The sequence below is a fragment of the Brevundimonas sp. genome (assembly GCF_041688735.1).
Classification (GTDB): domain Bacteria; phylum Pseudomonadota; class Alphaproteobacteria; order Caulobacterales; family Caulobacteraceae; genus Brevundimonas.
Genome location: NZ_JBDNHO010000064.1, coordinates 1 through 26,310, shown reverse-complemented (window position 1 = coordinate 26,310; position 26,310 = coordinate 1). Strand labels below are relative to the sequence as shown.

General features: G+C 67.8%; 26 protein-coding genes. 19 read left to right on the top strand and 7 right to left on the bottom strand.

Annotation, left to right across the window (positions count from 1 at the left end):
• Positions 1-21: 21 nt before the first annotated feature.
• Complete coding sequence (gene dnaE / locus ACESMO_RS06935) at positions 22-3,477, top strand: DNA polymerase III subunit alpha (protein WP_372707433.1); 3,456 nt, start codon at positions 22-24, stop codon at positions 3,475-3,477.
• A 55-nt stretch (positions 3,478-3,532) separates the two neighbouring features.
• Here the strand turns inward: dnaE and ACESMO_RS06930 are convergent, their stop codons facing one another.
• Genes ACESMO_RS06930 through ACESMO_RS06920 form a run of 3 tightly spaced genes read right to left on the bottom strand, consistent with a single transcriptional unit; the run spans position 3,533 to position 6,673 of the window.
• Entirely contained in the window at positions 3,533-4,342 is an 810-nt protein-coding gene (locus ACESMO_RS06930; protein WP_372707432.1) for a TrmH family RNA methyltransferase, read from the bottom strand.
• Positions 4,339-5,268 (bottom strand): class I SAM-dependent methyltransferase, encoded by a 930-nt coding sequence (locus ACESMO_RS06925; protein ID WP_372707431.1) that lies wholly within the window; start codon positions 5,266-5,268, stop codon positions 4,339-4,341. Before ACESMO_RS06925 ends, ACESMO_RS06930 begins: the two co-directional genes overlap by 4 nt.
• On the bottom strand, positions 5,240-6,673 hold the full coding sequence (locus ACESMO_RS06920) for a glycosyltransferase family 2 protein (protein ID WP_372707430.1): 1,434 nt from the start codon (positions 6,671-6,673) through the stop codon (positions 5,240-5,242). The genes ACESMO_RS06925 and ACESMO_RS06920 overlap by 29 nt, the downstream gene beginning before the upstream one ends.
• A gap of 177 nt (positions 6,674-6,850) precedes the next feature.
• Between ACESMO_RS06920 and ACESMO_RS06915 the strand changes: the two genes are divergently transcribed.
• From ACESMO_RS06915 to ACESMO_RS06900, 4 genes are read left to right on the top strand one after another with little or no spacing between them, the layout of a single operon-like run.
• Positions 6,851-7,480, top strand: coding sequence for a TetR/AcrR family transcriptional regulator (locus ACESMO_RS06915; protein WP_372707429.1), 630 nt, complete (start codon positions 6,851-6,853; stop codon positions 7,478-7,480).
• Positions 7,477-8,277, top strand: coding sequence for an ABC transporter substrate-binding protein (locus tag ACESMO_RS06910; protein ID WP_372707428.1), 801 nt, complete (start codon positions 7,477-7,479; stop codon positions 8,275-8,277). The genes ACESMO_RS06915 and ACESMO_RS06910 overlap by 4 nt, the downstream gene beginning before the upstream one ends.
• Positions 8,274-9,266 carry a FecCD family ABC transporter permease gene (locus ACESMO_RS06905; RefSeq protein WP_372707427.1) on the top strand — a complete coding sequence of 331 codons (993 nt, stop codon included), beginning with the start codon at positions 8,274-8,276 and terminating at the stop codon, positions 9,264-9,266. Before ACESMO_RS06910 ends, ACESMO_RS06905 begins: the two co-directional genes overlap by 4 nt.
• Positions 9,263-10,063, top strand: coding sequence for an ABC transporter ATP-binding protein (locus ACESMO_RS06900; RefSeq protein WP_372707426.1), 801 nt, complete (start codon positions 9,263-9,265; stop codon positions 10,061-10,063). Before ACESMO_RS06905 ends, ACESMO_RS06900 begins: the two co-directional genes overlap by 4 nt.
• Here ACESMO_RS06900 and ACESMO_RS06895 read toward each other — a convergent pair.
• Entirely contained in the window at positions 10,009-12,102 is a 2,094-nt protein-coding gene (locus ACESMO_RS06895) for a transglycosylase SLT domain-containing protein (RefSeq protein WP_372707425.1), read from the bottom strand. The genes ACESMO_RS06900 and ACESMO_RS06895 overlap by 55 nt on opposite strands.
• 112 nt (positions 12,103-12,214) lie before the next feature.
• Here ACESMO_RS06895 and dapA point away from each other — a divergent pair, with 112 nt between their 5' ends.
• Together dapA and smpB are read left to right on the top strand one after the other, a co-directional pair.
• Positions 12,215-13,102, top strand: coding sequence for a 4-hydroxy-tetrahydrodipicolinate synthase (gene dapA / locus ACESMO_RS06890; RefSeq protein WP_372707424.1), 888 nt, complete (start codon positions 12,215-12,217; stop codon positions 13,100-13,102).
• A complete protein-coding gene (smpB, locus tag ACESMO_RS06885; protein ID WP_372707423.1) occupies positions 13,102-13,572 on the top strand; it encodes an SsrA-binding protein SmpB in 471 nt (156 codons plus the stop codon). The genes dapA and smpB overlap by 1 nt, the downstream gene beginning before the upstream one ends.
• A 10-nt stretch (positions 13,573-13,582) precedes the next feature.
• Here the strand turns inward: smpB and ACESMO_RS06880 are convergent, their stop codons facing one another.
• From ACESMO_RS06880 to ACESMO_RS06870, 3 genes are all read right to left on the bottom strand, one after another.
• Positions 13,583-13,735 (bottom strand): hypothetical protein, encoded by a 153-nt coding sequence (locus tag ACESMO_RS06880; protein ID WP_372707422.1) that lies wholly within the window; start codon positions 13,733-13,735, stop codon positions 13,583-13,585.
• Between the two features lie 172 nt (positions 13,736-13,907).
• A complete protein-coding gene (locus ACESMO_RS06875) occupies positions 13,908-14,549 on the bottom strand; it encodes a uracil-DNA glycosylase (RefSeq protein WP_372707421.1) in 642 nt (213 codons plus the stop codon).
• Entirely contained in the window at positions 14,546-15,127 is a 582-nt protein-coding gene (locus ACESMO_RS06870) for an NYN domain-containing protein (RefSeq protein ID WP_372707420.1), read from the bottom strand. Before ACESMO_RS06870 ends, ACESMO_RS06875 begins: the two co-directional genes overlap by 4 nt.
• Here ACESMO_RS06870 and folK point away from each other — a divergent pair.
• From folK to ACESMO_RS06810, 12 genes are all read left to right on the top strand, one after another.
• Positions 15,126-15,680, top strand: a complete 555-nt coding sequence (folK, locus tag ACESMO_RS06865) for a 2-amino-4-hydroxy-6-hydroxymethyldihydropteridine diphosphokinase (protein WP_372707419.1) — start codon at positions 15,126-15,128, stop codon at positions 15,678-15,680. The two genes, ACESMO_RS06870 and folK, sit on opposite strands and share 2 nt — an antisense overlap.
• Positions 15,681-15,787: 107 nt before the next feature.
• On the top strand, positions 15,788-16,147 hold the full coding sequence (gene rpoZ / locus ACESMO_RS06860) for a DNA-directed RNA polymerase subunit omega (protein ID WP_372707469.1): 360 nt from the start codon (positions 15,788-15,790) through the stop codon (positions 16,145-16,147).
• A 227-nt stretch (positions 16,148-16,374) separates the two neighbouring features.
• Positions 16,375-18,441, top strand: coding sequence for a bifunctional (p)ppGpp synthetase/guanosine-3',5'-bis(diphosphate) 3'-pyrophosphohydrolase (locus tag ACESMO_RS06855; protein ID WP_372707468.1), 2,067 nt, complete (start codon positions 16,375-16,377; stop codon positions 18,439-18,441).
• A 91-nt stretch (positions 18,442-18,532) separates the two neighbouring features.
• Positions 18,533-19,270 carry a pyridoxine 5'-phosphate synthase gene (locus ACESMO_RS06850; RefSeq protein WP_372707418.1) on the top strand — a complete coding sequence of 246 codons (738 nt, stop codon included), beginning with the start codon at positions 18,533-18,535 and terminating at the stop codon, positions 19,268-19,270.
• Positions 19,267-19,668, top strand: a complete 402-nt coding sequence (acpS, locus tag ACESMO_RS06845) for a holo-ACP synthase (RefSeq protein WP_372707417.1) — start codon at positions 19,267-19,269, stop codon at positions 19,666-19,668. Before ACESMO_RS06850 ends, acpS begins: the two co-directional genes overlap by 4 nt.
• Before the next feature lie 59 nt (positions 19,669-19,727).
• Positions 19,728-20,720 carry a signal peptidase I gene (gene lepB / locus ACESMO_RS06840; RefSeq protein ID WP_372707416.1) on the top strand — a complete coding sequence of 331 codons (993 nt, stop codon included), beginning with the start codon at positions 19,728-19,730 and terminating at the stop codon, positions 20,718-20,720.
• Complete coding sequence (gene rnc, locus ACESMO_RS06835; protein ID WP_372707415.1) at positions 20,720-21,436, top strand: ribonuclease III; 717 nt, start codon at positions 20,720-20,722, stop codon at positions 21,434-21,436. The genes lepB and rnc overlap by 1 nt, the downstream gene beginning before the upstream one ends.
• Positions 21,433-22,380 carry a GTPase Era gene (gene era / locus ACESMO_RS06830; protein ID WP_372707414.1) on the top strand — a complete coding sequence of 316 codons (948 nt, stop codon included), beginning with the start codon at positions 21,433-21,435 and terminating at the stop codon, positions 22,378-22,380. Before rnc ends, era begins: the two co-directional genes overlap by 4 nt.
• Before the next feature lie 4 nt (positions 22,381-22,384).
• Positions 22,385-23,620 carry a serine hydrolase domain-containing protein gene (locus ACESMO_RS06825; RefSeq protein WP_372707413.1) on the top strand — a complete coding sequence of 412 codons (1,236 nt, stop codon included), beginning with the start codon at positions 22,385-22,387 and terminating at the stop codon, positions 23,618-23,620.
• Between the two features lie 58 nt (positions 23,621-23,678).
• On the top strand, positions 23,679-24,308 hold the full coding sequence (locus tag ACESMO_RS06820) for a nuclear transport factor 2 family protein (protein ID WP_372707412.1): 630 nt from the start codon (positions 23,679-23,681) through the stop codon (positions 24,306-24,308).
• The gene (recO, locus tag ACESMO_RS06815; RefSeq protein WP_372707411.1) at positions 24,308-25,039 is read left to right on the top strand and encodes a DNA repair protein RecO; all 732 of its coding nucleotides are present in this window, start codon (positions 24,308-24,310) and stop codon (positions 25,037-25,039) included. The genes ACESMO_RS06820 and recO overlap by 1 nt, the downstream gene beginning before the upstream one ends.
• A gap of 68 nt (positions 25,040-25,107) precedes the next feature.
• Positions 25,108-26,052: a hypothetical protein gene (locus ACESMO_RS06810; RefSeq protein ID WP_372707410.1), complete on the top strand. Its 945-nt coding sequence runs from the start codon at positions 25,108-25,110 to the stop codon at positions 26,050-26,052.
• The last annotated feature ends 258 nt before the right edge of the window (positions 26,053-26,310 follow it).

The following is a 26,310-nucleotide window of genomic DNA, read 5'->3' as shown; positions in this document are numbered from 1 at the left end:
GGAGCGCGCGAGGAACCCCGGTTGACCGACCCGCAGAACAGCCAAGGCTTCGTCCACCTCCGCGTCCGGTCGGCCTATTCGCTGCTGGAAGGCGCGATCAAGGCGGGCAAGGTGCCGATTCTGGCCGCCGATGCGGGCATGCCGGCCGTGGGCGTCGCCGACCGGGCCAATCTGTTCGGCGCGCTGGAGTTCAGCCAGGCGGCGCGCGAGGCGGGCGTGCAGCCGATCGTCGCCTGCGCCATCCCCGTCACCGGCATCGGCGGCAAGATTAACGAGCGCTGGGCCAAGGTCCCGACCGTGGTTCTGCTTGTCCAGAACGAGACCGGCTGGCTGAATCTCAGCGCCCTGTCGTCCTCCGCCTTCCTCGACGCCGGCTCGATGGACGAGCCCAGCGTGCCTTGGTCCATGGTGGCGGAACGCTCCGAGGGGCTGATCCTGCTGTCGGGCGGCCCCGACGGCCCGGTCGATCCGCTGTTCGTCCAGTCCCGTCCGGATGAGGCCGCCGTGGCCCTGACGGAAATGACCCGGGTCTTCGGCGACCGCTTCTACGTCGAGCTTCAGCGCCATGGCCTGCCCGACGAGGGTCACGCCGAGGGCGGGCTGGTCGACTGGGCCTATGCCCACGACGTCCCGCTGGTCGCCACCAACGACGTCCATTACGCCAAGGCGGCCCAGGCCAAATCGCACGACGCCTTGCTGTGCATCGCCGACGGGGCTTTTATCGGCCAGCAAGACCGCCGCCGCATCACCGGCGAGCACTGGTTCAAGACGTCCGCCGCCATGCGCGCGCTGTTCGCTGACCTGCCCGAGGCCTGCGACAATGCCGTCGACTTAGCCCGCCGCTGCGCCTTCATGGTGCCGACCCGCGAGCCCATCCTGCCGCGCTTCGAGGCCGGGGCCGGGCGATCCGAGCCCGACGAGTTGATGCATCAGGCTCGCGAGGGGCTGAAGGCGCGCCTGGCGCAGGTGACGCCCGCCGCGCCGGAAGCCGACTACTGGACCCGCCTCGAATGGGAGGTCGGCATCATCCAGCAGATGGGCTTTCCCGGCTATTTCCTGATCGTGTCGGATTTCATCAAATGGGCCAAGACCCACGGTATTTCCGTGGGACCGGGGCGGGGGTCTGGAGCCGGGTCGCTGGTCGCCTGGGCCCTGACCATCACCGACCTGGATCCCTTGCGGTTCGGCCTGCTGTTCGAGCGGTTCCTGAACCCCGAGCGGGTCTCCATGCCCGACTTCGACATCGATTTCTGTCAGGAGCGGCGGGAAGAGGTCATCGACTACGTGCAGGAACGCTACGGCAAGGACCGCGTCGCCCAGATCATCACCTTCGGCACGCTTCAGGCGCGGGCCGTGCTGCGCGACGTCGGCCGGGTGCTGCAGATGCCGCTGGGTCAGGTGGATCGGCTGGCCAAGATGGTGCCGGCTAACCCCGCCAATCCGGTGACCTTGGCCCAGGCCATCGATCTGGAGCCGCGCCTGCGCGAGGCCCGCGACAACGAAAAATCCGTCGCCACCCTGCTGGAGACGGCGCTGGAGCTTGAGGGACTGTACCGCAACGCCTCGACCCACGCCGCCGGCATCGTCATCGGCGACCGGCCACTGACCGAATTGGTGCCGCTGTACCAGGACCAGCGTTCGACCATTCCGGCCAGCCAGTTCAACATGAAATGGGTCGAGGCCGCCGGGCTGGTCAAGTTCGACTTCCTCGGCCTGAAGACCCTGACGATGCTGGACCGGGCCAGAGTCTATCTGGAGCGGCGCGGCGTCGCGCCCGACTGGAACGGTCTGCCGCTGGACGATCCTAAGACCTATGAGCTGATGGCCTCGGGCCAGACCGTCGGGGTGTTCCAGCTGGAATCCCAGGGCATGCGCGACACCCTGCGCAAGATGCGCTGCGGCTCCATCGAGGAAATCACCGCCCTGATCTCGCTCTATCGGCCCGGGCCGATGGAGATGATCGACACCTATATCGACCGCAAGTTCGGGCGGCAGGCGGTGAACTGTCTGCACCCGTCGCTGGTCGAGGTGCTGACCGAGACCTACGGCGTCATCATCTACCAGGAACAGGTGATGAAGATCGCCCAGGTTCTGGCCGGCTACTCGCTGGGCGAGGCTGACCTTCTGCGTCGCGCCATGGGCAAGAAGAAGCAGGAGGAGATGGACGAACAGCGGGCGCGGTTCATCGCGGGCGCGTCCGCGAAAGGCGTTTCCGGGGAGCAGTCGGGCGGCATCTTCGATCTGGTGGCTAAATTCGCGGGCTATGGCTTCAACAAATCCCACGCCGCCGCCTATGCCCTGATCAGCTTCCAGACCGGCTGGCTGAAGGCGACCCATCCGGTCGAATTCATGGCCGCGCCCATGTCGCTCGATCTCAGCAACACCGACAAACTGGCTGTCTTCTATCAAGATTGTCGTCGCTTCGAAGTGCCGATCAAGGCGCCGGACGTGAACCGCTCTTCGGCCGATTTCGATGTGGCCTATGACGACGGCGTCGGGGCGGTCCTCTATGCCCTGGGCGCGATCCGCAACGTCGGGCTCGAGGCGATGAAACATCTGGTCGAGACGCGCGAGACCGGCGGGCGGTTCACCGACATCTTCGACTTCCTCGAGCGGGTCGACCCGCGCAGCGTCAACAAGCGGGCGCTGGAAAACCTCGCCCGCGCCGGGGCCTTCGACAGTTTCCATTCCAACCGACGACAGCTGTTCGAACAGGCTGACACCCTGATGGCCTATTGCCAGAGCGTCGCCGCCGAGCGCGCCTCGTCGCAGGTGTCGCTGTTCGGCGGCGATCAGGCCGCCGCCGCGCGGCCGCGGCTGAAGCCGGTCGAGCCGTGGCTGGGTCCGGAAAAGCTGGATCAGGAACTGGCCGCCGTCGGCTTCTACCTGTCCGGCCACCCGCTGGAGGACATGGCTCCGGCGCTGAAGCGCAAGCGCGTCACCTTCGTCGCCGAGGCCACGGCCCTGGCCGAAAGCGGCCACGAGGCCTTCCTGATGGCCGGTGTCGTCCGCCGCCGTCAGGAACGCGCCAGCGCCAAGTCGGGCGAGAAATTCGCCTTCGTCACCTTCTCGGACCCGACCGGCGAGTTCGAATGCCTGTTCCCGCCGGAACAACTGCGCAAATGCCGCGAAGTGCTGGAGGTCGGGGCCTCGGTCGTGGTGCGGGTCCGCGCCAAGTCGGCCGACGGCGAGGTGCGCTTCTTCGGCGACGACGCCTCCCGGCTCGACACGCTGATCGATGACGGTGCCATGGGACTGCGGATCCATGTCTCCGGCCGCACGACCGACGCCGAGGCCCTCCGCTCCCGCCTCGACCGCGCCAAGGCCGACGGGAAGGGAGGGGAAGTCTCGCTCGTCGCCACGCTCGACGGCCGGCGCGAGGTGGAGATCAGATTGCCCGGCCGCTATCGGCTGGACGGCGCGCTGAGAGGCGCGTTGAAGTCGGCTCCGGGCGTGGTTCTGCTGGAGGATGCGTGACGTCTGACATCGAACCGTTCAGCCGGACGGCGACCCAGGTGGACGGGCGCAGTTTCTAGGCCGCGTCGGTCACCGCATAGACCATGATCCCCGTCGCCACGGCCAGGTTCAGGCTGTCGGCGCGACCGCGCATGGGGATCTTGACGTTGACGTCACAGGCCTCGGCCAGGGCGTCGGTCAGTCCGGCCTGTTCATTGCCCATCAGGATCAGGGCCGGGTGCTGGATTGAGGCGTCGCGATAACCGGAGGCGGCGTCCAGCCGGGTGCCGATGACGCTGCCTGGCCAGGTCTGGCGCCAGGCCAGAAACTCCGCCGGGCTGGTCCGGGCGATGGCCACAGCGAAGACCGATCCCATCGTCGCGCGCACCGCCTCGACCGAAAAGGGGTCCACACAGTCGCCGATCAGGATGACCCCGCCGCAGCCTGCAGAATCCGCCGTGCGGATGATAGTGCCCAGATTGCCCGGATCGCGCACCTGCTCCAGCGCCACCCAGGCCCGAGCCGAGCCCGGCTGGATCGCCGATAACGGCGTATAGACCTGATCGAACACGCCCAGCACGGTCTGCGGATTGTCGCGGCGGCTGATCTTTTCGAGGATGGTGTGGGTGACGATCACCACCTCGCCGCCCGCCGCGCAGGTCGCCTCGCGGGCGCGGTCGAGGATGGGATGCGGTCGCGCGTCCTCTCCGACCAGCAGCAGTCGCGGCGCGCGGTCCTGATCCAGCGCCTCGCCGATGAATTTCAGCCCCTCGGCCAGGAACCGCCCGGTCGCCTCGCGCGCCTTGCGCATGTGCAGGGCGCGCACGGCCTTGACCGTGTCATTGGTCAGCGAGGTGATCAGGCGGTCCTGGGCCGGGGCGCTCACGCCGACCACCGCGCGAAGAAGCTGAGACCGATGGACCGCCCATCGGCGCCCGCTTCGGACAGGGCCAGTTCGCCCCAGTCGATGACGCCGCCGCGATCCGCTGTCGCTTCGGCCATGGCGTGCGCCAGCGACAGGCCGGACACCCGGGCGGCATAGGCGTTCAGGAGCAGGAAGGAGGCGTTATCGGACAGCAGGGCGGCGCAGTCCTTCAACAGTCCCGGCATGTCCTCGAACAGACGCCAGACCTCGCCCGCCGGCCCACGACCGTATTTCGGCGGATCGAGAATGATGCCGTCGTATTTCGAACCGCGCCGAACCTCGCGGGCGACGTATTTGCGCGCGTCTTCGACGATCCAGCGGATCGGATGGTCGGCAAGGCCCGAATGCGCGGCGTTCTCGCGCGCCCAGGCGACCGACTTCTTCGAAGCGTCCACGTGCGTGACCTCCGCCCCGGCCGCCGCGCAGGCCAGCGAGGCGACGCCGGTGTAGCCGAACAGGTTCAGAATTTTCGGCGCGGGTTTCGTCCCGCTATCGCCCCTTGGGGCAGTTGAGCGCGTCCACCGTCGTATGCGCTCGTCCAACCACTCCCAGTTCGCCGCCTGTTCCGGGAAGAAGGCCAGGTGCCGGAAGGGCGTGAAGCGGCCGGTAAAGCACGCGTCTCGCCAGGCCAGGGGGAAGGTATCGATCGGGTTACCGGCGAAACGCCAGCGGCCGCTTTCGTCCTCGTCGGTCGGGTCGAAGACGGCGTCGGCCGCGTCGAAGGCGGACGGATCGCGCGGTGACCAGAAGCACTGCGGCTCCGGACGCACGACCGTGAACCGCCCATAGCGCTCCAGCTTGCGCCCTCCACCGGAGTCCAGCAGGGCGTAGTCTTCCCACCCCTTGGTCAGGAGCGTTTCAGGCGACGTGTTCAGGCGCGGCGGCATGGGGCGCTGATAGGCCGGGCAGGGCGTCTTCGTCCAGCGCGGCGTGGTAAGCGCGGAGCGGCGTTATCCCGGCGCTGCCCATATCCGGCGCGTCGCGCCGATGCCGGGTCTTGTCCCAGACGAAGGGCTCACGCGCCAGACGCCAGGCCGCGTGGACGAAGGCGAGACTGAGCAGCGACCAGTAGGCCGGCGCCGCGATCATGTCGGCGACGCTGAAGCGGATGCCCGCTCGCCTGGCGCCGACGCCACATGACACCCAAGCCGAGACCGCGCCGAAGAACAGCACGCCCAAAGCCATCGGAGATGTCGCGGGCGGCAGGCCCGCCACGGCGGTCACCAGCAAGGCCGCCGCGAACCAGGCCAGCGAAGGTCCGTGTAAGGCCGCTGAGGCCAGGCCCGCGCCCACCGTCATGAGCAGGGCGAACGCCCCTCTGAATCCCAATCGCCATGGCTTGCGGGTATGGACGCCGAAGGTTTGCATATAGCCCTTCAGCCAGCGCGCGCGCTGGGGCAACCAGGCGTTCAGACCGCCCGGCGGCGTCTCCCAGGTCGGGCGAGCGAGGACGCCCAGTCTCCAACCGTCGCGCCACAGCCGGAATCCCAGATCAGCGTCTTCCGTCACGTTCCATGCGTCCCAACCCCCGAGCGCCCGCAGGACGTCGACGCGGAAATGATTACTGGTCCCGCCCAAGGGGAAGGGCAGGCCCAGCCGTGCCAGTCCGGGCAAGACCGTTTCGAACAGGCTGGCGTATTCCAGCGCGAACTGACGATCGAGAAACGGCGAGGGCTCGGGGCACTGGAAACGGCGGCGGATCCGCAGGGGAGCCTGCAGGCAGGCCAGTCGTCCTCCACGGTCGGCCGCGAACCGTGCGGCGGCCTCGCGCAACTGTCCAGGGTCTGGATCATCTTCGGCGTCGTAGACCGTCAACAGCTCACCCGTGGCGTGGCCGAGGGCGACGTTCAGGGCGCGCGGCTTGGTCTGGGGCAGGCCCGCGGGCGCAATGAGGATGTCCAGCCATGGCGGTCGGGGCGCGTGCCGGGCCTGTGCGATCGTCTCGAGATCGTGCGCCTCCAGCACCAGAAAGCCCTGGAGCCGATCCGGCGGGTAGTCGATCCGGCCCAGGCGGGCGATCAACTGGCCGACCACCTCGGCCTCGTCATGCAGCGCGGCCACCACGGTATAGCGGGGCAATCGGGCCGCCGGCAGGGTCGGCGAAGGGGAGGCCACGCGCAGGCTCAGCAGGGTCAGGAGAATTCGCCAACACGCCACGAACAGGAACGCGGCCGCGGCCCCGACTTCGAGCGCAGGGACGATCACCTCCGGGCGCAACCCTGCGATAGTTCCGAAAACCATGACCGCTACGGCGACGACCGTGGCTTGCAGGGTCGAGAGGCCACGCTGCACCGCGCTGTCACAAGCCCGCGGCCCCTGACGCGCGGCCGTCGACGGTCGATGAAACGGCGTTGGCGGCTCGGCCTTCTCCATGCAAAACGATTACCGCTTAGGTTGAGAGCGGGCAAGCGGTTGGCGGCGCGGTGGGAATGGCGCTATTCAAGGGCAGGACCCCGGAGTTCAGACCGCTTGACCGTCCCCGCCCTCAACCCCCGCTCGCAACGTAAGCCCAAGGGCGAGGGTCACGCCCGGCGGGCCGAGATTCTCGCGGTCGCCGAGCGCATTTTCGTCGAGCACGGCTATGAGGGCGCGACGATCCGAAAGATCGCCGACGAGGTCGGCCTGTCGTCGACGGCGCTCTATATGCATTTCGCCGACAAGGGCGAAATCCTGCACGAGATCTGTCGTCGGGCCTTCGAGTCTCTGCTGGAGGCCAATGAGGCCATTCCCGTTGGAACCGACGGGGCGGAAATGCGTCTGCGTCTGATGCTGAAGGCCTATATCGATTTCGGCTTCGACAACCCCAACGCCTACCGCCTCGCCTATATGACCCGTCCCGCCGAGCTGCGCGAAGGCGCCCAGTCCGCCGCGAGCGAACTCGGGTATGAGCTGTTCCGGTCTTTCGAGAGCGTGGTCGAGACGGCGGCTAACGAAGGGCGGCTTCGCCGGGAATCGAGGGTGACGGCCCAGGCCCTGTGGGCGGGCGCGCACGGCATCGTCTCGCTGGTGATCACCAAGCCCTATTTTGACTGGGTGGAGCGGGATACCCTGCTCGACGCCCTGCCCGACGCCCTTTTCACGGGTCTGATGAAGCCTTGAGCCTGCGTCGCGCCGCCTTGCTCGCGACCGGGGCTATGCTGGCGTCGGCGGGCGTCGCCGAAGCGCGGCCGCTGCGGGTCATGTCGCTGGATCAGTGCGGCGACCAGTACGCGCTGGCCCTCGCCCCTGACGCGACGCTGGCCCTGTCGCCGCGCGCCGACGATCCGGACTCCTGGTTGCGCGCCGAGGCGTGGGGACATCGGAGGATCAGGCCCACGCTAGAGGCCGCATTGACGTTTCGACCCGATGTGGTGGTGCGCTATTGGGGCGGCGAGCCGCGCTTGCTGGCCGCGCTCGAGGCCCGCGGCGTTCGTGTCGTCACAATCGCCGACGCCCAGACCATGGACGGGATTCGCGGCAACATTCGCTCGGTGGCGGAGCCGCTGGGCGAGAACGATCGGGGCCGGATGCTGATCGACGCCATGGACGCGCGTCTGGCGGAGGCCCGTCCGCGTTCGCCGGTCAGGCGGTCGGCCCTGTATCTGACCGCGGGAGGATTCACGGCGGGCAAGGGCACGCTGATCGACGCGATCCTGACCGCAGCCGGCTACATCAATCTGACGATCGCCCCGGGCTTCGCCCCGGTCAGCGTGGAGCGCGTCGCCCTGTCGCCGCCGTCGCGCTTTGTATTGGGCTTCTTTGATCAGATCAGGGCCGACTGGCGCGGGCCTGGCCGTCATCCTGTGGTGAGAAAAGCCGCCGACGGGCGGGTCGCGGGGCGGCTGCCCGCCGCCGCCCTGACCTGCCCGGCCTGGTTCGCCGCCAATGCCGCCGCGATGCTGAAGGCGGGATCGTGAGCGGGCGTGGGTCACGATTGATCGTCGTCCTCGCGCTGCTGATCGGGGCGGCCCTGGCGCTGGGCACACTGTTCGGTGAGAGCCTGTTCGATGCAGGTCAATTGGTCCAGGCTTTCACCGAGCCGGGGTCCGGACCGGCCGAGGTCCTGTGGCAGGTGCGGGCACCGCGCGTGGTCACCGCCCTGACGGTCGGCGCGGCTCTGGGCCTGTCGGGCGCGGTGATGCAGGGCCTGCTGCGAAATCCATTGGCCGATCCGGCGGTCCTCGGCGTCTCGGCCGTAGCCGCCCTGGGCGCCGCGCTCGCCATCGTCGGTGGAGCGGCGGCGACGCCGGGCGCTGTCGAGGTCGCGGCCATGTTCGGCGCGGCGCTGGCGGGAGGATTGCTGGTGCTGTTCTCGGCGCGGGTGCGCTCGCCGGAGGCGCTGATCCTGTTCGGGGTCGCCGTCTCCAGCTTCGCCGGGGCGGCCACGGCGCTGATCTTCAACCTGTCCCCGTCGCCCATCGCCACCGCCGAGGTGATCAGCTGGCTGCTGGGATCGGTGCAGAATCGCAGCTGGATCGACGTCGCATGGGTCGCGCCGACGGTTGTGGTCGCCGGTGCATTGGCGGCGTTTGCGGCGCCCGGCCTGCGCATGCTCAGCCTCGGCGAGGAGACCGCGCGGACGTCCGGCTTGCCGATGGCCCGCTTGCGCCTGCTGGCCCTTCTCGCGGCGGCGCTCGCTACGGGCGCGGCGGTCGCCGTGGCGGGGGTCATCGGTTTCGTGGGTCTCGCGGCGCCACACCTGGTGCGCGCGACGGTGCGAGGCGATCCGGGGCGCGTTCTGCTGCCCTCGGCGCTGGCGGGCGGGCTGATACTGGTGGTCGCCGACCTTCTGGCGCGGATGACCCCGACCGATCAGGAACTCAAACTGGGCGTCTTCACGGCCTTGGTCGGCGCGCCGCTGTTCGCGATCATCGCCTGGCGCGCGGCGAGGGAGTGGCGATTGTGAGCGCGCTGCAACTCATCCACGCCACGGCGCGACTGGGCGGGCGGACCGTTCTGGACGGGGTGAGCCTGTCTGTCGCCGCCGGCGAGCTGGTCGCGCTGGTCGGACCGAACGGCGCGGGCAAGTCGAGCGCGATCAGGGCATTGGCGGGATTGCTTCCGCTGACCAGCGGCCAAGCGCGGCTGGGGGCCGACGACGTTTGTTCCCTTACGGCCGAAGTCCGCGCAAGCCGCGTGGCCTACCTGCCCCAGGAACGGCGCATCGCCTGGAACATGCCCGCGCTCGAGGTGGCGGCGCTGGGTATTCCTCTCGGGGGTCGCGACGACGCCCTGATCCGCGCGCGAGCCGCGCTCGCGGACGTCGAGGCGGCGCATTTGGCGGATCGCGGCGTCGCGGAGATGTCGGGCGGAGAGCGAGCCCGCGTCCTGCTGGCCCGCGTCCTGTCGACGGGGGCGGAAGCCCTGATGCTCGACGAGCCCATCGCCGGGCTGGACCCCGACGCCCAACTACTGGTGCTCCACGCCCTGGCGAAACGGGCGGGAGAGGGGCAGGCGATCCTGGTCAGCCTGCACGACCTCGGCCTTGCGGCGCGCTTCGCGGACCGGGTCGTGGCGCTGGACGGCGGCCGCGTGGTCGCCGACGCCGCGCCCATGGCGGCCCTGACGCCAGAGCTGCTGGCGCGCGTGTTCAGTCTGTCGGCACGCTGGGTCGACGGCCCCGATGGGCCATTGCTGGCGTCCGGGCGCTATTCCGAGGGGGCGGCCGGCGGCGTGGTCAGGCCGGCTTCACCCGGCGCATAGCTATAGGGCCGCGGGCCGGACCCGTGCGGAACGCCGCGACGCAAATCCTCGGACAGGGTCAGAGGCGCGGATCCACCGTTCAGCCGGGCACGATAAACCTGCAGGTTTTCCATCACTCGCATCATGTAGTTGCGAGTCTCGGTGAAGGGCGCGCATTCGATGAAATCGATGGGATCCACGGTTCCGGCTCGTGGCTCGCCGCAGCGGGCGATCCATTGCGGCGGTCGCGCCGGACCGGCGTTGTAGCCGATCGTGGTCAGCAGCATGGAGCCGCCGAAATTGCGCGTCAGATCGCCGAGATGAAAGCTGCCCAGCGTCATGTTGAAGTCGCCGTCGTAGAGGCGCTCGTCCGAATAGGGCAGGCCTAGTTGGCGGGCGACACTGCGGCCGGTGGCGGGCAGGAATTGCATCAGGCCGCGAGCGTTGGCGTGGGAGCGCGCACGCGGATCGAAGCTGGATTCCTGGCGCGTGATGGCCAGGGTAAACTCCAGCGGCGCGGCACCTGCGACCGTCGGGGGCATGCGGATCGGGTACTGGCGCTCGGGCATCAGATAGCCGCGCTGGCTGGCCGCCCGGCCGACCATCATGGCGGTGAAACCTTCGCCATAGGCGCGCGACAAATCCATCAGCAGCGCCAGTTCGGACGCGCCGGGCAGGTCGTCGTCGAGCTGAAAGGCGAAGACGCGGAACAGGCTGGTCTCGCCGGTTTCGCCGAGGATGCGCATGGCGCGGACGACCTCATTGCTCTCGAACGCCGCGCGTTCGGCGGAACTCGGGGCTGGATCGGCCGGCAGGGTCAGGGTGGTCATCCCGGTCTTCTCGGCGGCCAGTTGACCGTAAAAGGTCTGGATGTGCCGGGAACCGGCCCGGTAAAAGTCAACGGCCGCGGGCGTATTGCCCTGGGCCTCGGCGACGCGGCCCAGCCAGTACAACGCGCGACCCTGGGTGATCGGGGTCGACGAGGCCTGGCGCAGGGTTTCAAAATATCCTGCGGCGCGGACAGGATCGTTCAGCTTGACCAGCGCGGTCCAGCCGGCGAAGAACTCCGCGTCGACCTTGCGCTCGCCCGACGGGAAGCCGTGGCCCGCCATGGAATCATAGGCGGCCTGCCAATTGCGGCGTTCCAGCGCGTCGAGGAAATAGTTGCGGCGCTCGCTCCACAGGGTGTTCTGGCCCTCTATGTGTGACGGCGCCGGGGGCAGGGCCGACAGCAGGGCGAAGCCTTCGGACTGCCGGTTCTGCGAGCGCAGGATCCGGACCCGCTCCAGCGCGACGGCGGGATCGCGGGCATGCGACGCACTGAGGTTGGCGACGATGGCATCGGGACTGTAGGCGGTGCGCAGCGCCATTGCGGCGCCGGCGACGGTCTGCCGGTCGGACGAAACCAGCGGCACCATGGCCCGCGTCGCCGGCCCGTGCGGTCCGGGTAGAAACATCGTCAGCCGCGCCTCGTGATCGGCCTGCGTCAGGCTGGAGCCCCAGCGGGTCAGGATGCGGGTCTGGGCGGCGTCGTCGAAGGATCGGGTGCGCCACCAGTCGCCGATCAGGCGTCGCGCCTCATCGGAACGGCCGCGCTGCTCCAGCGCATCAGCGAGAGCGATCGCGCCCTGAACCGTCGTCGGCGGCGTGCGCGCGAACAGGGCCAGGGCGGCATCAGGGCCGACGTAGGCGCGGTCCAGCACCCGTTCGGCGGCAAGGCGCCGGCTGTCGCCGCGTGGCCAGCCGGCGAAGGCCGTCTGGGCCGCGACCAGATCGCTGTACGGCAGTTGTTCGGCCGTCGTGTCCAGCAAAGCCCATTCGACCAGTTTGCGGGCGGTGGGATCGCCGATCTGCGAGGCTGCGTTGCGCGCCCCGGAGATGTCCCGGGCCCTGGCGGCGGCCAGTCCCTGGCGGAAGAGGGCGGTGTCCTGGTCGTTGAGCGTGCGCGCCTGATTACTGACCGCTGCCGCAACCGAGACATAGAGGACCTCCTTCGGCAGCAGGGTTTCGGGCGCGGGACCAAAAAGGGCCAGCGCGGTCGCGAGGCTGATAGCGATCATGCCGTGTCCGATCCTCATTCGTCGTGGTTGCGATCCGACGACCGGCAACCTACCCTCTTGCGCTTGCATCCGGCGACGATCGCCCGATTTCCACGCAGGACCATCTCTCTCAATGACCGCCCCATTGTTCAAGGGCGTGATCACCGCCTTGATCACACCACTTCGTGACGGAAAGGTGGACGAAGCCGCCTTTGTCGCCCTGCTGGAACGCCAGATCGCCGCCGGCGTCCACGGCGTCGTGCCGATGGGTACCACAGGCGAGAGCGCGTCGTTGCATCCGGACGAACACAAGCGGGTCGTCGATCTGTGCGTTCAGACCGCCGCTGGCCGCATCCGCGTGATCGCCGGGGCGGGGGCCTCCGCCACGGACAAGGCGATCGATCTGGTGCGCGACGCCAAGACTGTGGGTGCCGACGGGGCTCTGGTGGTGACCCCCTACTACAACCGTCCCTCGCAGGAAGGGTTGGCCCGGCATTTCGAGGCCATTGCCGAGGCGGTCCAGTTGCCCGTGCTGCTGTACAACGTCCCCGGCCGCACCGGCGTGGACCTGGCCAATGAGACGACGGCGCGGCTGGCGGCCCATCCCAACATCGTCGGCATCAAGGACGCCACCGGCGACATGACGCGGATCAGCTGGATGCGGGCCAATATTTCTGGTGGCCAGTTCGACCTGATCTCGGGCGATGACCCCAGCTATCTGGGCTATCACTCCCACGGCGGCGTCGGCGTGATCTCGGTGACGTCCAATGTCGCGCCCGAAGCCATGGTGGCGATGCACGAGGCGGCGAGCGCGGGAGACTATGCCACGGCCCGCGACTGGCAGGACCGGCTGATCGCCCTGCACAAGGGCCTGTTCCTCGACAATTCGCCGTCGCCGACCAAATATGCCCTGTCGCGGCTGGGGCTGTGCAGCGAGGAGGTGCGTCTGCCGCTGGCTCCCACCGCCGATGCCGTCAAACCGGCGATCGAACGCGCCATGGCCGAGGCGGGCGTCGGCTGATGGCGTCGACCTCTCCAAAGATGAAGGTGATCGCCGAGAACCGGCGGGCTCGCTTCGACTATTTTCTCGAGGATTTCATTGAGGCCGGCATCATGCTGCTCGGCACCGAGATCAAGGCCCTGCGCGCCGGCCGCGCCAATATCGCCGAGAGCTATGCGGCGGTGGAGGGGCGCGAGATTGTGCTCGTGAACGCCGACATCCCGCCCTACAAACAGGCCAACCGCTTCAACCACGAGCCGCGCCGGCACCGGAAACTGCTACTCCACCGCAAGCAGATCGACAAGCTGATCGGTGCGGTCCAGCGCGACGGCCAGACCATCATTCCGGTCAAGCTGTATCTGAACGAAGCGGGCAAGGCCAAGATCGAGATCGCCCTGGCCAAGGGCAAGAAGCTGCACGACAAGCGAGAGGCCACGGCCCAGCGCGACTGGCAACGCGACAAGGCGCGGCTGATGAAGGACCGGGGCTGACCCGAAGCCGTCAGACGATGGGCCGGGCGTCCAGAACGCCAGGCGACGGCGCGGTCGTATAGGCGTCGATGCCGCCGGGACCGAGCGAGGGTTGCGCCCACTGCTGGACGATCAGGCCCAGCGCCACGATCATGCCTGCGATCAGCAGCGCCCACAGCGCCATCTTCCGTTCCTGGGATGAAAAGACCCCGTTCGCCCTGCGCATCACAGCCTCCAAAGCTGTCCGTTAAACGCAAGATTTTTGCACGTGTTCCTGAAGGCCGAGCTTCCACCCTGTAAAGTGTGATTCGCGTGGCGCGGGAGCCACACATCACGGTTCATAATCCGTCGTTCGATCAAGAGTCGATAATTTCGCGGGCTCTCCGGAACACCGCTTCGAACATGGCCGGCGTCAGCCGGCCGGTGTTCGTATTCAGCCTGGAGCAGTGATAGCTGTTCAGCAGGACATAGCCGCCGACCGCCGCCTCGACGCCGTGGCCGGGCGGGGCCGCCGAACCCGGAAGACCCAGCGCCTTCAACACGTTCCGACGCGCTACGTCGCCCAGGGTGACGATGACCTTGAGCCGGGGCAGGGCGGCGAGGCGCGCGATCAGGAAGGGGCGGCACGTCGCCTCCTCGACCGGTAGGGGCTTGTTCTGCGGCGGGGCGCAACGCACGGCATTGGTGATCATGCAGTCGACCAACTCGAGCCCGTCGTCCGGATCGGCCCGGTATTCCCCGCGCGCGAAGCCTGTCCTGATCAGGGTCTGGTAAAGAAGCACGCCGGCACCGTCGCCGGTGAAAGGCCGTCCCGTGCGATTGGCACCGGTCCTGCCGGGGGCCAGGCCCGCGATCAGCAGACGGGCGTTGGGGTCGCCGAAACTGGGCGCGGCCCCGTTCCACCAGTCGGGGTTCTGGCGCCGGTTCTCCTCACGATAGGCGACGAGGCGCGGGCACAGCGGGCAGTCGCGTGGCGCTTCGGGCGGGAAGGCCGTCACGCGCGATCGTCCCGCTCGAAGACCCGGCTGGTCGGCGTGGGCGGAGAGGTCTTCGGTCGCCCGATCTCTGGCAGCAGGTCGCTCAGCTCGACGAAGGTGTCGGCCTGACGTCTCAGTTCGTCGGCGATCTGGGGCGGCTGGGTCCGGGTGGTCGAGACCACGGTGACGCGAACGCCTTTGGCCTGCACCGCCTGAACCAGTCGTCGGAAATCTCCGTCGCCCGAGAACAGGACGACGTGGTCGAGGTGCGGCGCGAACTCCAGCATGTCGACCGCGATCTCAATGTCCATGTTTCCCTTGGTCCGGACGTGGCCCAAGGCGTCGGTGAACCGCTTGACCGGCTTGGTCACCACGGTGAAGCCGTTGTAGTCCAGCCAGTCGACCAGCGGCTTGATCGGCGAGAACTCTTCGCCCTCGATCACAGCCGTGTAATAATACGCCCGAACCAGAACAGCCCCGGCGCGGTATTTCTCGACCAGCTTCTTGAAATCGAGATCGGCGTTCAGAGCCTTGGCTGCGGAATACAGATTGGCCCCGTCGATGAACAGGGCGATGCGCTCGGTCGGATAAGGCGTCATGAAAAAGGGCTCCGAGAATATGGACGTCCCGGTCGCCGTCGAAATGGACGGCACCGTCGATCTGCACTCCGCCGTCATCGTCGCGCTGGGCTGCAATGACAAGGGGGTCTGGCGCGACTGCCGCGAGGCGCTGGAGGCGGCGCTGGCGCGGTTCCGGTCCGAAGGCATAGACGTGATCCGCCGGTCGTCCTGGTGGCGTTCGCAGGCTTGGCCCGACCCGTCCGATCCGCCCTTCCTGAACGGGGTGGTCATCGTCAGGACGGAACACGATCCGCACGGTCTGATGGCGGCGTTGGGCCGGATTGAGGACGCCTTCGGCCGTCGCCGCGACGCCATGAACGCCCCGCGCACCCTGGATCTCGACCTGATCGCCTACGGCCGCCTGACCGGCGACATCGAAGGGCTGATCCTGCCGCACCCGCGAGCGCACGAAAGGAAGTTCGTCATGGGGCCGCTGGCGGAGATCGCACCGGCGTGGGAACATCCGCAAGGCGGGACGGCGGCGACGCTTTCGACCTCCAGTCCGGTCGGCAGGGACGCCAATCCGGCCTGATCGCCGGAGTCATGGCGGTCGGACGCCTCATTCCCGCCCATGCGGCGTTGCACAATTCAGCCCAACACTCTATTTTGTGCGGCTCTCCCCCGCGCCCGAGGAATTTCATGGCCCGCGTCACCGTCGAAGACTGCATTGAAAAAGTGCCGAACCGTTTTGGCCTGGTTCTGCTGGCCGGTCATCGCGCCCGCTCGATCGCCAACGGCGCCGCCCTGACCATCGACCGCGATAATGACAAGAACCCCGTCGTGGCCCTGCGTGAACTGGCCGACGACACCGTCGTTCCGGATGAGCTGGAAGAAGCCATCATCGTCACGCTGCAACGCGTCGACGAGCGTACCGAAGCCGAGGACGAGGCCGAGGTCGTCGCCCTTCTGGCTGAGCCGCAACACATGAACATGGCGGAAGCCGAGCTGATTCGCGCGCTGCAGAGCGACCGCGACGGCGGGCAGGAGGAGCGGTACTGACGGCTGAACCCGCCAACGGTATCACCATCCTTCCGGCGCGGACCTCGCCGCCCGCGACGCCTCTGAAAGCTGCGAATCTGAACGAACCCAAGGGCAGCCGCCCTGCGGCAGAAGCACCCGCGCCTTCGAGGGCCCGGGTGCTTCGCCAATTCGAGCTGGTCGAGGCCGTCAAGGCTTATGACCCCACCGCCGACGAGGCCCTGCTGAACCGGGCCTATGTCTATGCGATGAAGATGCACGGCTCGCAGATGCGGGCCTCGGGCGACCCCTATTTCGCCCATCCGATCCAGGTCGCGGGCATCCTGACCGACTACCGGCTGGACACGGCCACCATCATCACGGCCCTGCTGCATGACGTGGTCGAGGACACCTCGGCCACGCGCGAGGACATCGCGGGCATGTTCGGCGAAGAGATCGCCGGCCTCGTCGAGGGCGTGACCAAGCTGTCACGGCTGGAGCTTCAGGCCGAGCACACGCGCCAAGCCGAGAACCTGCGGAAATTCATCCTCGCCATCTCCAAGGACGTGCGCGTCCTGCTCGTGAAGCTGGCCGACCGTCTGCACAACATGCGGACGCTGAAATACATCAAGCCGGAGAAGCGCGAGCGTATCAGCCGCGAGACGCTGGAAGTCTATGCTCCGCTGGGCCGGTCCATCGGCATCCATTCGATCGCGTCCGAGCTGGAAGAACTGGCCTTCGAGCAACTGAACCCCACGGCCCGCACCGCCATCGATCGGCGGCTCGAGGCCCTGAAGCTGGAGCATGGTCGCGCCATCGAGGGCGTGTCGCGCGAGGTCGAGCGCGTGTTGCAGGAAGCCGGCGTCGACGCCCACGTCTTCGGCCGCCAGAAGACGCCTTATTCGATCTGGCGCAAATTGCAGCGCAAGTCGGTCGGCTTCTCGTCCCTGTCGGACATCTACGGCTTCCGCGTGCTGGTCGAGGCCGAGGACGACTGCTACCGCGCCCTGGGCGTCATACACCGCGCTTGGCCGATGGTGCCCGAACGGTTCAAGGACTTCATCTCGACGCCCAAGTCGAACAACTACCGCTCGCTGCACACCACGGTCGTCGGCCCGTCCGGCCTGCGCATCGAGATGCAGATCCGCACCGAAGCCATGGATCGCGTGGCGGAGGATGGCGTGGCCGCGCACTGGGCCTACAAGAACAAGAGCTATGGCTTCGACAAGGAGGCCATGGAGCGCGACGGCGGGCGAGACCCGCTGCAGAACCTGCGCCATCTGGTGCAGGTGATCGAGCACGGCGAGGGCGGCGACGATTGGGTCGAACACGCCAAGCTGGAGATGTACCTTGATCAGGTCTTTGTCTTCACGCCCAAGGGCGCGCTGATCACCCTGCCACGTGGCGGCATGGCGCTGGACTTCGCCTATGCCGTCCACACCGAGGTCGGCGACACGGCGGTGGGGGTGAAGATCAACGGCGAACTCAAGCCGATGCGGACCCAGCTTCAGAACGGCGACGTGGTTGAGATCGTGCGCGGGTCAAAACGTGAAATTCCCGTCGACTGGCGCTCGCTGACCGTCACGGGTCGCGCCCGCTCGGCCATTCGTCGCCACATCCGCACCTCGGAGAGGGGCGAGTTCCAGAAACTGGGGCGCGGCACGCTGGAGCAGACCCTGTCGCGCGCGGGCAAGACCCCTGCCGAAGTCACGCTGAAGCCCGTGCTAGAGACGCTGGGCTTCGCCGGCGACGAGGACCTGTTCGAGGCCATCGGTCGCGGACGCCTGTCGGCCGCCAAGGTCGGCGAGACGCTGTTCCCTGACTTGAAGGGTCGTCTGAAGGCCGGCCCGGACCGCAAGCGCATCGGCGACGAACAAGGCCGTCTGTTCGTGCGCGGCGGCGGGCTGACGCAGGGCGTCAGCATCCATTTCGCCCACTGTTGCAGCCCGGTGCCCGGAGACCGCATCGTCGGCATCCTCGAACCCGAGGCCGGGCTGACCGTGCACACCATCGACTGCCAGCGTCTGGCCGACTACGGCGATGACGATTCCGTCTGGCAGGACCTGCAATGGACGCCGCAGGCGGAGCAGGGGACGGTCGCGTCGGCCCGTATCCGCGCCACCATCAAGAACGCGCCCGGCGTCCTGGGACAGGTCGCGACCCTGATCGGTGAGGCGGGCGGGAACATCCTGAACCTGGTCATGAGCCATCGTCAGCAGGACTTCTTCGACGTCGACATCGACATGGAGGTCGAGGACGCGCGCCACGCCACGACCATAATGGCGGCGCTGCGGGCCAATCCTTCGGTTGACACGGTCGAAAGGGCGCGGGGCTGAGGCCTTGCTCCCACGGCGACGCTCGCTATGACGGCGGCATGACCATCTGTTTCAACGCGTCGGCGTCGCGCCGGTGCATGCGGAGTCCGGGATGAACCATCGCGTAAGGCTCGGCGTCAACATCGATCACGTGGCTACGGTGCGGAACGCCCGCGGCGGGGTGCATCCCGATCCTCTTCGCGCCGCGCGCGAGGCTCTGGCGGCAGGCGCGGACGGCATCACCGCCCATCTGCGCGAAGACCGGCGGCACATCACCGACCCCGACATCGCCGCGTTGAGCCTGCTCTGCGCCGAGGTCGGACGTCCGCTCAATCTCGAAATGGCCGCGACGGACGAGATGCTGGCCATCGCCCTGCGCCATCGTCCACACGCCGCCTGCATCGTCCCCGAACGGCGCGAGGAGGTGACGACCGAAGGCGGGCTGGCTGTGGCCGGGCACGAGGCTCGCATCGCGCCCCTGGCCCAGGCCCTGACCGGAGCCGGCGTGCGCGTCTCCCTCTTCATCGAACCCAGTCTGGACCAGATCGAGGCGGCCAGTGCGGTCGGCGCGGACATCGTCGAACTGCACACCGGCCGCTACTGCCATCTGAACGGCGACGAGCGGGCAATCGAGTTCGAACGTCTCGAACAGGCCGCCGCGCGTGCAGGCGAACTGGGTCTTGAAGTCCATGCCGGCCACGGGCTCGACTACCAGACCGCCGCTCACATGCTGGCCATCGCCGAGGTGTGCGAGCTCAACATCGGCCATTTCCTGATCGGCGAGGCGGTCTTCGTCGGGCTGGCCTCTGCTATCCACCGCATGCGCGCGGCGATGGACGCGGTCGCATGATCATCGGCGTCGGCGCGGACCTGTCGGACATTCGTCGCATCCAGAGTTCGCTCGATCGCTTCGGCGAGCGGTTCAAGACCCGCTGCTTCACCGAGCTGGAGCGGACACGGTCGGACCGCAAGCCGGACCCGGCGTGGAGCTACGCCAAGCGGTTCGCCGCCAAGGAAGCCTGCGCCAAGGCGCTGGGCACCGGCATGCGGGCCGACGTCTACTGGCGCGACATGGGGGTGGTGAATCAGCGCTCGGGGCAGCCGACCATGGCCCTCACCGGGCACGCCGCGGACCACCTGTTAAGGCTGACACCGCCCGGTCACGAACCACGGATATTTCTGACGCTCAGCGACGAGCACCCCTATGCCTTGGCATTCGTGGTGATCGAAGCCTTGCCGACGGCTTAATCACGTTATACCGATTTTCGCCGCAAGACTGCGGTCAGCGGCTGGGGGATACTGCAACCATGAGCGACGGGCACAAGCCGCAAGACGACAACGGCCATGACGACGCCCATGGCCATGACGATCACGCGGCGCACGGGCACGCTGCCGAGGACCATGCGACGCATGACGCCGACGGCAACGATGCTCATCCCACGGCCGTTGCGGCATCGGTCGCCGGCAAGAGCCCGGTGTGGAGTGAAAAGGGCGACGCGCCCTTGGAGGACTTCGCTGCCACGCCGATCCTTGCGCGCGGCGGCAAGCGCAAGAACGGGGCATCTTCCGGCGGCGGCAACGAGGGATGGGAGGTCATCAAGACCGTCTTCTTCGCCCTTCTGATCGCCATGGTGCTGCGGATTCTGCTGTTCCAGCCCTTCACCATCCCGTCGGCCTCGATGGAGCCCAACCTGAAAGAGGGCGACTACATCGTCGTGTCGAAGTGGAGCTACGGCTATTCCAAACACGCCATCCCGTTCAGCCCGCCGATCTTCGAGGGTCGCCTGTTCGACAAGACGCCGGAGCGCGGCGACATCGTCGTCTTCAAGCTGCCGCGTGACGACAAGACAGACTATATCAAGCGTCTGATCGGTCTGCCTGGCGACCGGATCCAGATGATCGGCAACGTGCTGCATATCAACGGAACCGCCGTTCCCGACGTGCCCGTCACCGCCCAGGATGTGACCAACATGTACGGCATGCCGGTCATCCAGGCCCGCGAGACCCTGCCCGAAGGCAAATCCTTCACCGTTCAGGACTTCGGCCCGGGCAACAACGCCGACGACACCGACGTGTTCGAGGTGCCGGCGGGACACTACTTCATGATGGGCGACAATCGCGACAACTCGGTCGACAGCCGCTTCGATGAGTCCGCCGGCGTCGGCATGGTCCCTGCCGAAAACCTGATCGGCAAGGCCGAGATCATCCTGTTCTCGTGGACGCCGGGTGCCTCGCTGTGGAATCCGGTCAGCTGGTTCGCCAACATCCGTCCTAGCCGGTTCTTCAACGTCCTCAACTGATGGGTGATCGACGGGCCGAGGCGGTGCAGGTGCTGGTGGCCGGTCTCGGCCACGTCTTCCGCGATCCCGGCCTGCTCGAACTGGCCCTGACGCATTCCAGCGTGGGGGAGGGGGCCGAGCGTGACGCGCGCGGCCGCCCCTTCGCCGACAACCAGCGGCTGGAGTTCCTGGGCGATCGGGTGCTGGGCCTGTTGGTCGCCGATCGGCTGATGCTCGACTTCCCGAACGCTGACGAAGGCGAAATGTCCTCGCGGCTTCATGCCCTCGTCGACAAGTCCACCTGCGCTCGCGTGGCCGAGGCATTGAACGTCGGCGCCGCGCTCCGCCTCTCACCTGGCGAGGCGAAACAGGGCGGTCGCCGGCGCGAGGGCGTTCTGGGCGACGCGATGGAAGCCATACTCGCCGCCGCCTGGTTCGACGGCGGCATCGACGCCGCCCGCGTGGTGTTTGAAACGGCCTGGGCGGCCGAGCTGTCGGCACCGCCCAAGCGCTCGCCGGCCAATCCGAAATCCGCGCTGCAGGAATGGGCGCTGGGGCAGGGAAAATCCCTGCCGACCTATGCGATCTTGCGACGCACCGGCTCCGACCACGCCCCGACATTCACCGTCGAAGCCAGCGTGGCCGGATATCCGCCCTTGACCGCGCAGGGGCGTTCGCGTCAGGACGCAGAGAAAGCGGCCGCCATCGGCCTGCTTCAGCGTGAAGGCGTGATTTGACCAATATCGGAAACCAGCGGGCAGGCTTCGCGGCCATCATCGGCGCGCCCAACGCCGGCAAGTCCACACTGGTCAATCACCTGACCGGGACCAAGGTCTCGATCGTCACCCAGAAGGTCCAGACCACCCGTTTCCCCGTGCGCGGCATCGCCATCGAGGGCGATGCCCAGATCGTGCTGGTCGACACGCCCGGAATCTTCACCCCGCGCCGCCGCCTGGATCGCGCCATGGTGGCCTCGGCCTGGGGCGGGGCGGACGGCGCCGACGTGGTGGTGCATCTGATCGACGCGGCGTCCCACATCGCCTCCGAGGGCAAGGAAGGTCAGGCTGCCGACCGTCGCTCGGCCGAGGACACTGGGACCATCATCGCCGCGCTGAAGGCTGCGGGCAAGCAGGTCATCCTGGCCCTGAACAAGATCGACGGCATGCGCCGCGACACCCTTCTGGCCCTGTCGCACACCATGTTCGAAACCGGCGTCTATTCCGAGGTCTACATGATCTCCGCCCTGAGCGGCGACGGTGTCGACGACCTGAAGCAGCGTTTGGCGCACGCGATGCCGGCCGGGCACTGGCTCTATCCCGAGGACCAGTCGGCCGATGTGCCCATGCGCGTCCTGGCCGCCGAGATTACGCGCGAGAAGGTCTATCTGCGCGTCCACGAGGAACTGCCCTATTCGGCGGCCGTCGAGACCACGGCTTTCGAGGACAAGGCCGACGGCTCCGCCCGTATCGAACAGACCATCTACGTCGAGCGCGAGAGCCAGCGGCCCATCGTTCTGGGCAAGGGCGGCCAGACGCTGAAATGGATCGGTCAGAAGTCGCGCGAGGAGCTGACCGAGCTGCTGGACCGCCCCGTACACCTGTTCATCACGGTCAAGGTCGACCCGAAATGGCAGGACTCCCGCGCCCTCTACGCCCAGTTCGGGCTGAATTTCGACGTCTAGAGCCGTGTTCAACGTACCCCGGCGCGCGGGCAATCACCCGCGCCTCATTCTCGCAGTCTTGATCCTCCTGATCGCCGTCGGCGGCGGGGCGGCCTCTTGGACGACGCTTCGTCCCACGCCATCGACGCCGCCCGCGACCGTGGCCGTTCCGCCGCCCCGGCCACCGGTGGAGGTGGTCGAGACCTTGCCGGGTTTGAAAGCGCAGCTGGACCTTTGGGGTGGCCGCGGCCAGTTCACCGGCGGCATCCTGGTCGCTCGCGGCGACGAGGTCCTCTTCCGCCGGGTGCACGGCCTCGCCGACCGCTCCAGTGGCGAACCCCTGGCGCTGAACTCCCGTTTCCGCCTGGCCTCGGTCAGCAAACAGTTCACGGCTGCGGCCGTCCTTCGCTTGCAGGACGAAGGCAAGCTGTCGGTCGATGATCCGCTGTGCCGATGGATCCAGCCCTGTCCGGCGGCGTGGGAGCCGATCCGACTGCATCACCTGCTGTCGCATAGCTCGGGCGTGCCCGACCTGATGGCCCGCCCGGCCTGGGGCCTGCGCAGGGTTACGCCCGCGACTGAGGATGAATTAACAGGGGGATCAGCGAAATACGGCCTTCAGTTCCCGCCCGGTACCAAGGTCCGCTACAACAACGCGGGCTATAATCTGCTCGGTGCCGTGGTCGCGCAGGCCAGCGGCCGGCCACTGATGGACTATCTCCAGACGGCCTTCTTCACGCCGCTCGGCATGACCGACACCGGTTATGACGACGGCGCATCCGACGTGGTCATGGGCTACGCCAACCTCGGCGGCGCCGGACCGTCGCCCCAACCGGACGCCAACGTCAGCATCATCTTCGCCGCCGGTGCCCTGTATTCGACGCTGGACGACCTGCTGGTCTGGCAGCGCGCCCTGCACGGCGGCGACCTGCTGTCCGGGAAGAGTTACGCCAGGATGACCGGCGATCACGCGCCCGCCACCACCCCGCCCGAGCGGGGTCGCCCGCGTCGCGACTGGGGCTACGGTGTCTTCGTCAACAGCATAGGTCGCCAGGTCAGTCCCGCCTTCGACGACCGCCAGATCTATCACACCGGCAGCTGGTCCGGCTTCCGCAACCTGATGACGTATCAGCCGGACGCCGACGTCACCGTCATTGTCCTGTCCAACAATTTTCACCAGCGCGACGCGGTCTTCCTGTTGTCGCAGCAGGGCATGGCCGCGGCCCTTGGACGACCGTTCCCGACCGCCGCGGCGCGCTGAGGCTTACCAGGTCCGGTCCCTCTTTGTTCTTTCGCGTTCCGGGGTTAGGGTCGCCGCCATGATCGCCCCAATCCTCGCCTTGGTCCTCGCCGCCCAGACCGCGCCCCCCGCGTCGCCTCCCCCTACGTCCGACGCGTCGCCGGAGGCGGAGATCGCCGCCGTGTTGGACACGCTGCACGCCAGCGCCGCGGGGGCGGACGGGGCCGTCTATTTCAACGTGTTCACCCCGGACGCCCGTTACATCGGCACCGACGCCAGCGAGCACTGGACTGTGGCCCGGTTCCGCGCCTACGCCGAACCCTATTTCTCGCGTGGGCGGGGCTGGACCTATGGGGTGGACGCGCGGACGATCACCGTGGCCGACATCGCCTGCCGCTGCGTCGCCTGGTTCGAGGAAAGGCTCCACAACACCGGCTATGGCGAGACGCGCGGCTCGGGCGTGCTGCGCCTGACCGACGGCGGCTGGAAGATCGAGCAATATGTGCTGAGCTTCGCCGTGCCGAACGAGACGGCCGGTCCGGTCGTGCGCGTCATCGCGGCCTACCGCGCCGCTGCACCCGCCGCTGCCGAGCAAGCGGCGGAGGGCGAGGCGGACGCGGCGATAGACGAGCTTGACGCCGGGTTCGACAGGGCGGCCAACGCAAGCGAACGCCAAGCCGAAGCCGCTGCTGCGACCGCCCCGCGCTGATGGATTTCACCGACGACGCCTTCGTCCTCTCCGCGCGATCCCATGGCGACACCGGCGTGGTGGTCGAATTGCTGACCGAGACGCACGGTCGCCGCGCCGCCTATGTGGCGGGCGGGGCGTCGCGCAGGATGAAGCCCTTTCTTCAGGCCGGAGCGCGCGTCGTGGCCGACTATCGCGCCCGCACGTCCGATCATCTGGGCTCCGCGCGACTGGAACCGGTGGGGGAGGGGCCCAGCGCCCTGTTCGACGACCCCCTGGCGCTGACCGGCCTGGCGGCGGCCGCGTCGGTCGCGCAGGGTGCCATGCCTGAGCGAGAGTCGCATCCCGGTGCCTTCCTGGCCTTCGAGGCGCTGATGAGCGCCTTCGCCCTCTCGGACGTCTGGCCCGCCATCTTCGTGCGTTTCGAGGCGGGCCTGCTGGAGGATCTGGGCTTCGGCCTCGACCTGTCGCGCTGCGCCGTCACCGGGACCATGGACGACCTGATCTGGGTCAGCCCGCGCACCGGGCGCGCCGTCAGCCGCGAGGCCGGTGAGCCCTATGCCGACAAACTCCTGTCGCTGCCGCCTTTCATGCTGGGGGCGCAGGCGGGACTGGGCGAGGGCGATGTCGGCAAGGGGCTCGACCTGACCGGTCATTTCCTCGAACAGTTCGTCTTCCACCCCCAGAACAAGCCGATCCCCGCCGCGCGGGTGTGGATGATCGACAAACTGCGCGAGGCCGGGCGGCTTTAACTTTGGCCTGTGTGTCCCGCCACACCTGAGGCCTTGATCTGGTCAATCAGGTGAAAGAGGGTGGTGAGATGATTACCGCAGCTCTCGTCGCATTGTCGCTCCAGCTTGTGGCGACCGATGGCCTGGCCGGTGAGGGCGAACGCCTCGGGCGCCTCTCCACCCTCTTCGCCGTGTGCGAGCCCTATTACGCTGTCGATATCGAAGCGGGGCGGCGCCTCGCGGACGCCTTTGAACGCCGCTCTGCTGCTGCGGGCTGGACCGCCGTCCAGCGTAGCAGCGCCTACGACCGGGGCCGCGATCTCGAGCGCGCCGAGGTTGGCATTGTGATGGACGCGACCGGCGTGACTCGCGCACAAGCCCGCAGCCACCTGCGCCAGATGTACCCGCGCCTGAAGCGTCGCTGTCAGGACTTGGCGAGAGAGGTCCCCGGTGCCGTTGCCGACGTGGAGGCGGGCGACCTGCGGCTGGACGCTGCGGCTCGACCTTACGGCGCCCCGGGTGCTGAGCGGGCTCAGGGCGCTCCGACCGCCCAGGTTGCCCATCCCGCCACGCCGCAGCAATTCGCGGGGCGGCAATCCGCCTACGTGCAAGGAACGCTGAACGTTGCCACCGGCGAGCGAGCGACCCTGCGCCTGAACGCGGACGGTAGCTACGACCTGGTCGACGTCGACCGGATCCAGGTTCGTGACGTTCTGCCCCCGGCGGAGGGGTCACGCGATCAACTGAACAGGGCGGCAGCCGGGACGATAAGGTTCGGCCTGCACGCCCGCCAGGACGTCGGCTCAATCCTCAAGGTGGAAAACGGCCAGGGTCAAGGGCTGAAGTATTTCGGGCTGATCGTGCGTTACGTCGGCGGCCAGGCGCGCGGTCCTGTCGCAACGTCCGTCTGTACAGTGCCGCCGGGAATGGCGACTTTTGAGCACTGGCCCGAGCCTGTGATCCAGGTCGTGATCGGCGGCCTGCAGCGATCAGACGACGCCGTGCCGACTTGCCCGCCTCACGTCGAGGATTGACGGGTGGCGATGCAGGAGCGGCTCTGAACGGCAGAGTAGGGGCGAATGTCACGCTCTGTCGCAGAACACAGGAATGACCGCTCTTCGCACCGTCCAGAGCTCGGCACGCCCGCTTTCGGGTCAGACGGCCCCTGTCGGGTTTCGGGGCATAGGTTAAGGGCGGCTCTCGACCCGGAGCGGACGCTGGATGCTAAGTCGAAGGCTGATTTTGCGCCTGGTCGAAACGCGTGGTCACCAGCGTCTGAACCCCTGGACTAG

Excerpts from the sequence above, each read along its gene's own strand:
- ACESMO_RS06925 (WP_372707431.1), bottom strand. The coding sequence starts at position 5,268 with ATGCCGCCGCGCCTGAACACGTCGCCTGAAACGCTCCTGACCAAGGGG.
- ACESMO_RS06895 (WP_372707425.1), bottom strand. The coding sequence starts at position 12,102 with ATGATCGCTATCAGCCTCGCGACCGCGCTGGCCCTTTTTGGTCCCGCG.
- dapA (WP_372707424.1), top strand. The coding sequence starts at position 12,215 with ATGACCGCCCCATTGTTCAAGGGCGTGATCACCGCCTTGATCACACCA.
- smpB (WP_372707423.1), top strand. The coding sequence starts at position 13,102 with ATGGCGTCGACCTCTCCAAAGATGAAGGTGATCGCCGAGAACCGGCGG.
- ACESMO_RS06880 (WP_372707422.1), bottom strand. The coding sequence starts at position 13,735 with ATGGCGCTGTGGGCGCTGCTGATCGCAGGCATGATCGTGGCGCTGGGC.
- folK (WP_372707419.1), top strand. The coding sequence starts at position 15,126 with ATGAAAAAGGGCTCCGAGAATATGGACGTCCCGGTCGCCGTCGAAATG.
- ACESMO_RS06870 (WP_372707420.1), bottom strand. The coding sequence starts at position 15,127 with ATGACGCCTTATCCGACCGAGCGCATCGCCCTGTTCATCGACGGGGCC.
- rpoZ (WP_372707469.1), top strand. The coding sequence starts at position 15,788 with ATGGCCCGCGTCACCGTCGAAGACTGCATTGAAAAAGTGCCGAACCGT.
- ACESMO_RS06855 (WP_372707468.1), top strand. The coding sequence starts at position 16,375 with ATGAAGATGCACGGCTCGCAGATGCGGGCCTCGGGCGACCCCTATTTC.
- ACESMO_RS06850 (WP_372707418.1), top strand. The coding sequence starts at position 18,533 with ATGAACCATCGCGTAAGGCTCGGCGTCAACATCGATCACGTGGCTACG.
- acpS (WP_372707417.1), top strand. The coding sequence starts at position 19,267 with ATGATCATCGGCGTCGGCGCGGACCTGTCGGACATTCGTCGCATCCAG.
- lepB (WP_372707416.1), top strand. The coding sequence starts at position 19,728 with ATGAGCGACGGGCACAAGCCGCAAGACGACAACGGCCATGACGACGCC.
- rnc (WP_372707415.1), top strand. The coding sequence starts at position 20,720 with ATGGGTGATCGACGGGCCGAGGCGGTGCAGGTGCTGGTGGCCGGTCTC.
- ACESMO_RS06820 (WP_372707412.1), top strand. The coding sequence starts at position 23,679 with ATGATCGCCCCAATCCTCGCCTTGGTCCTCGCCGCCCAGACCGCGCCC.
- recO (WP_372707411.1), top strand. The coding sequence starts at position 24,308 with ATGGATTTCACCGACGACGCCTTCGTCCTCTCCGCGCGATCCCATGGC.
- ACESMO_RS06810 (WP_372707410.1), top strand. The coding sequence starts at position 25,108 with ATGATTACCGCAGCTCTCGTCGCATTGTCGCTCCAGCTTGTGGCGACC.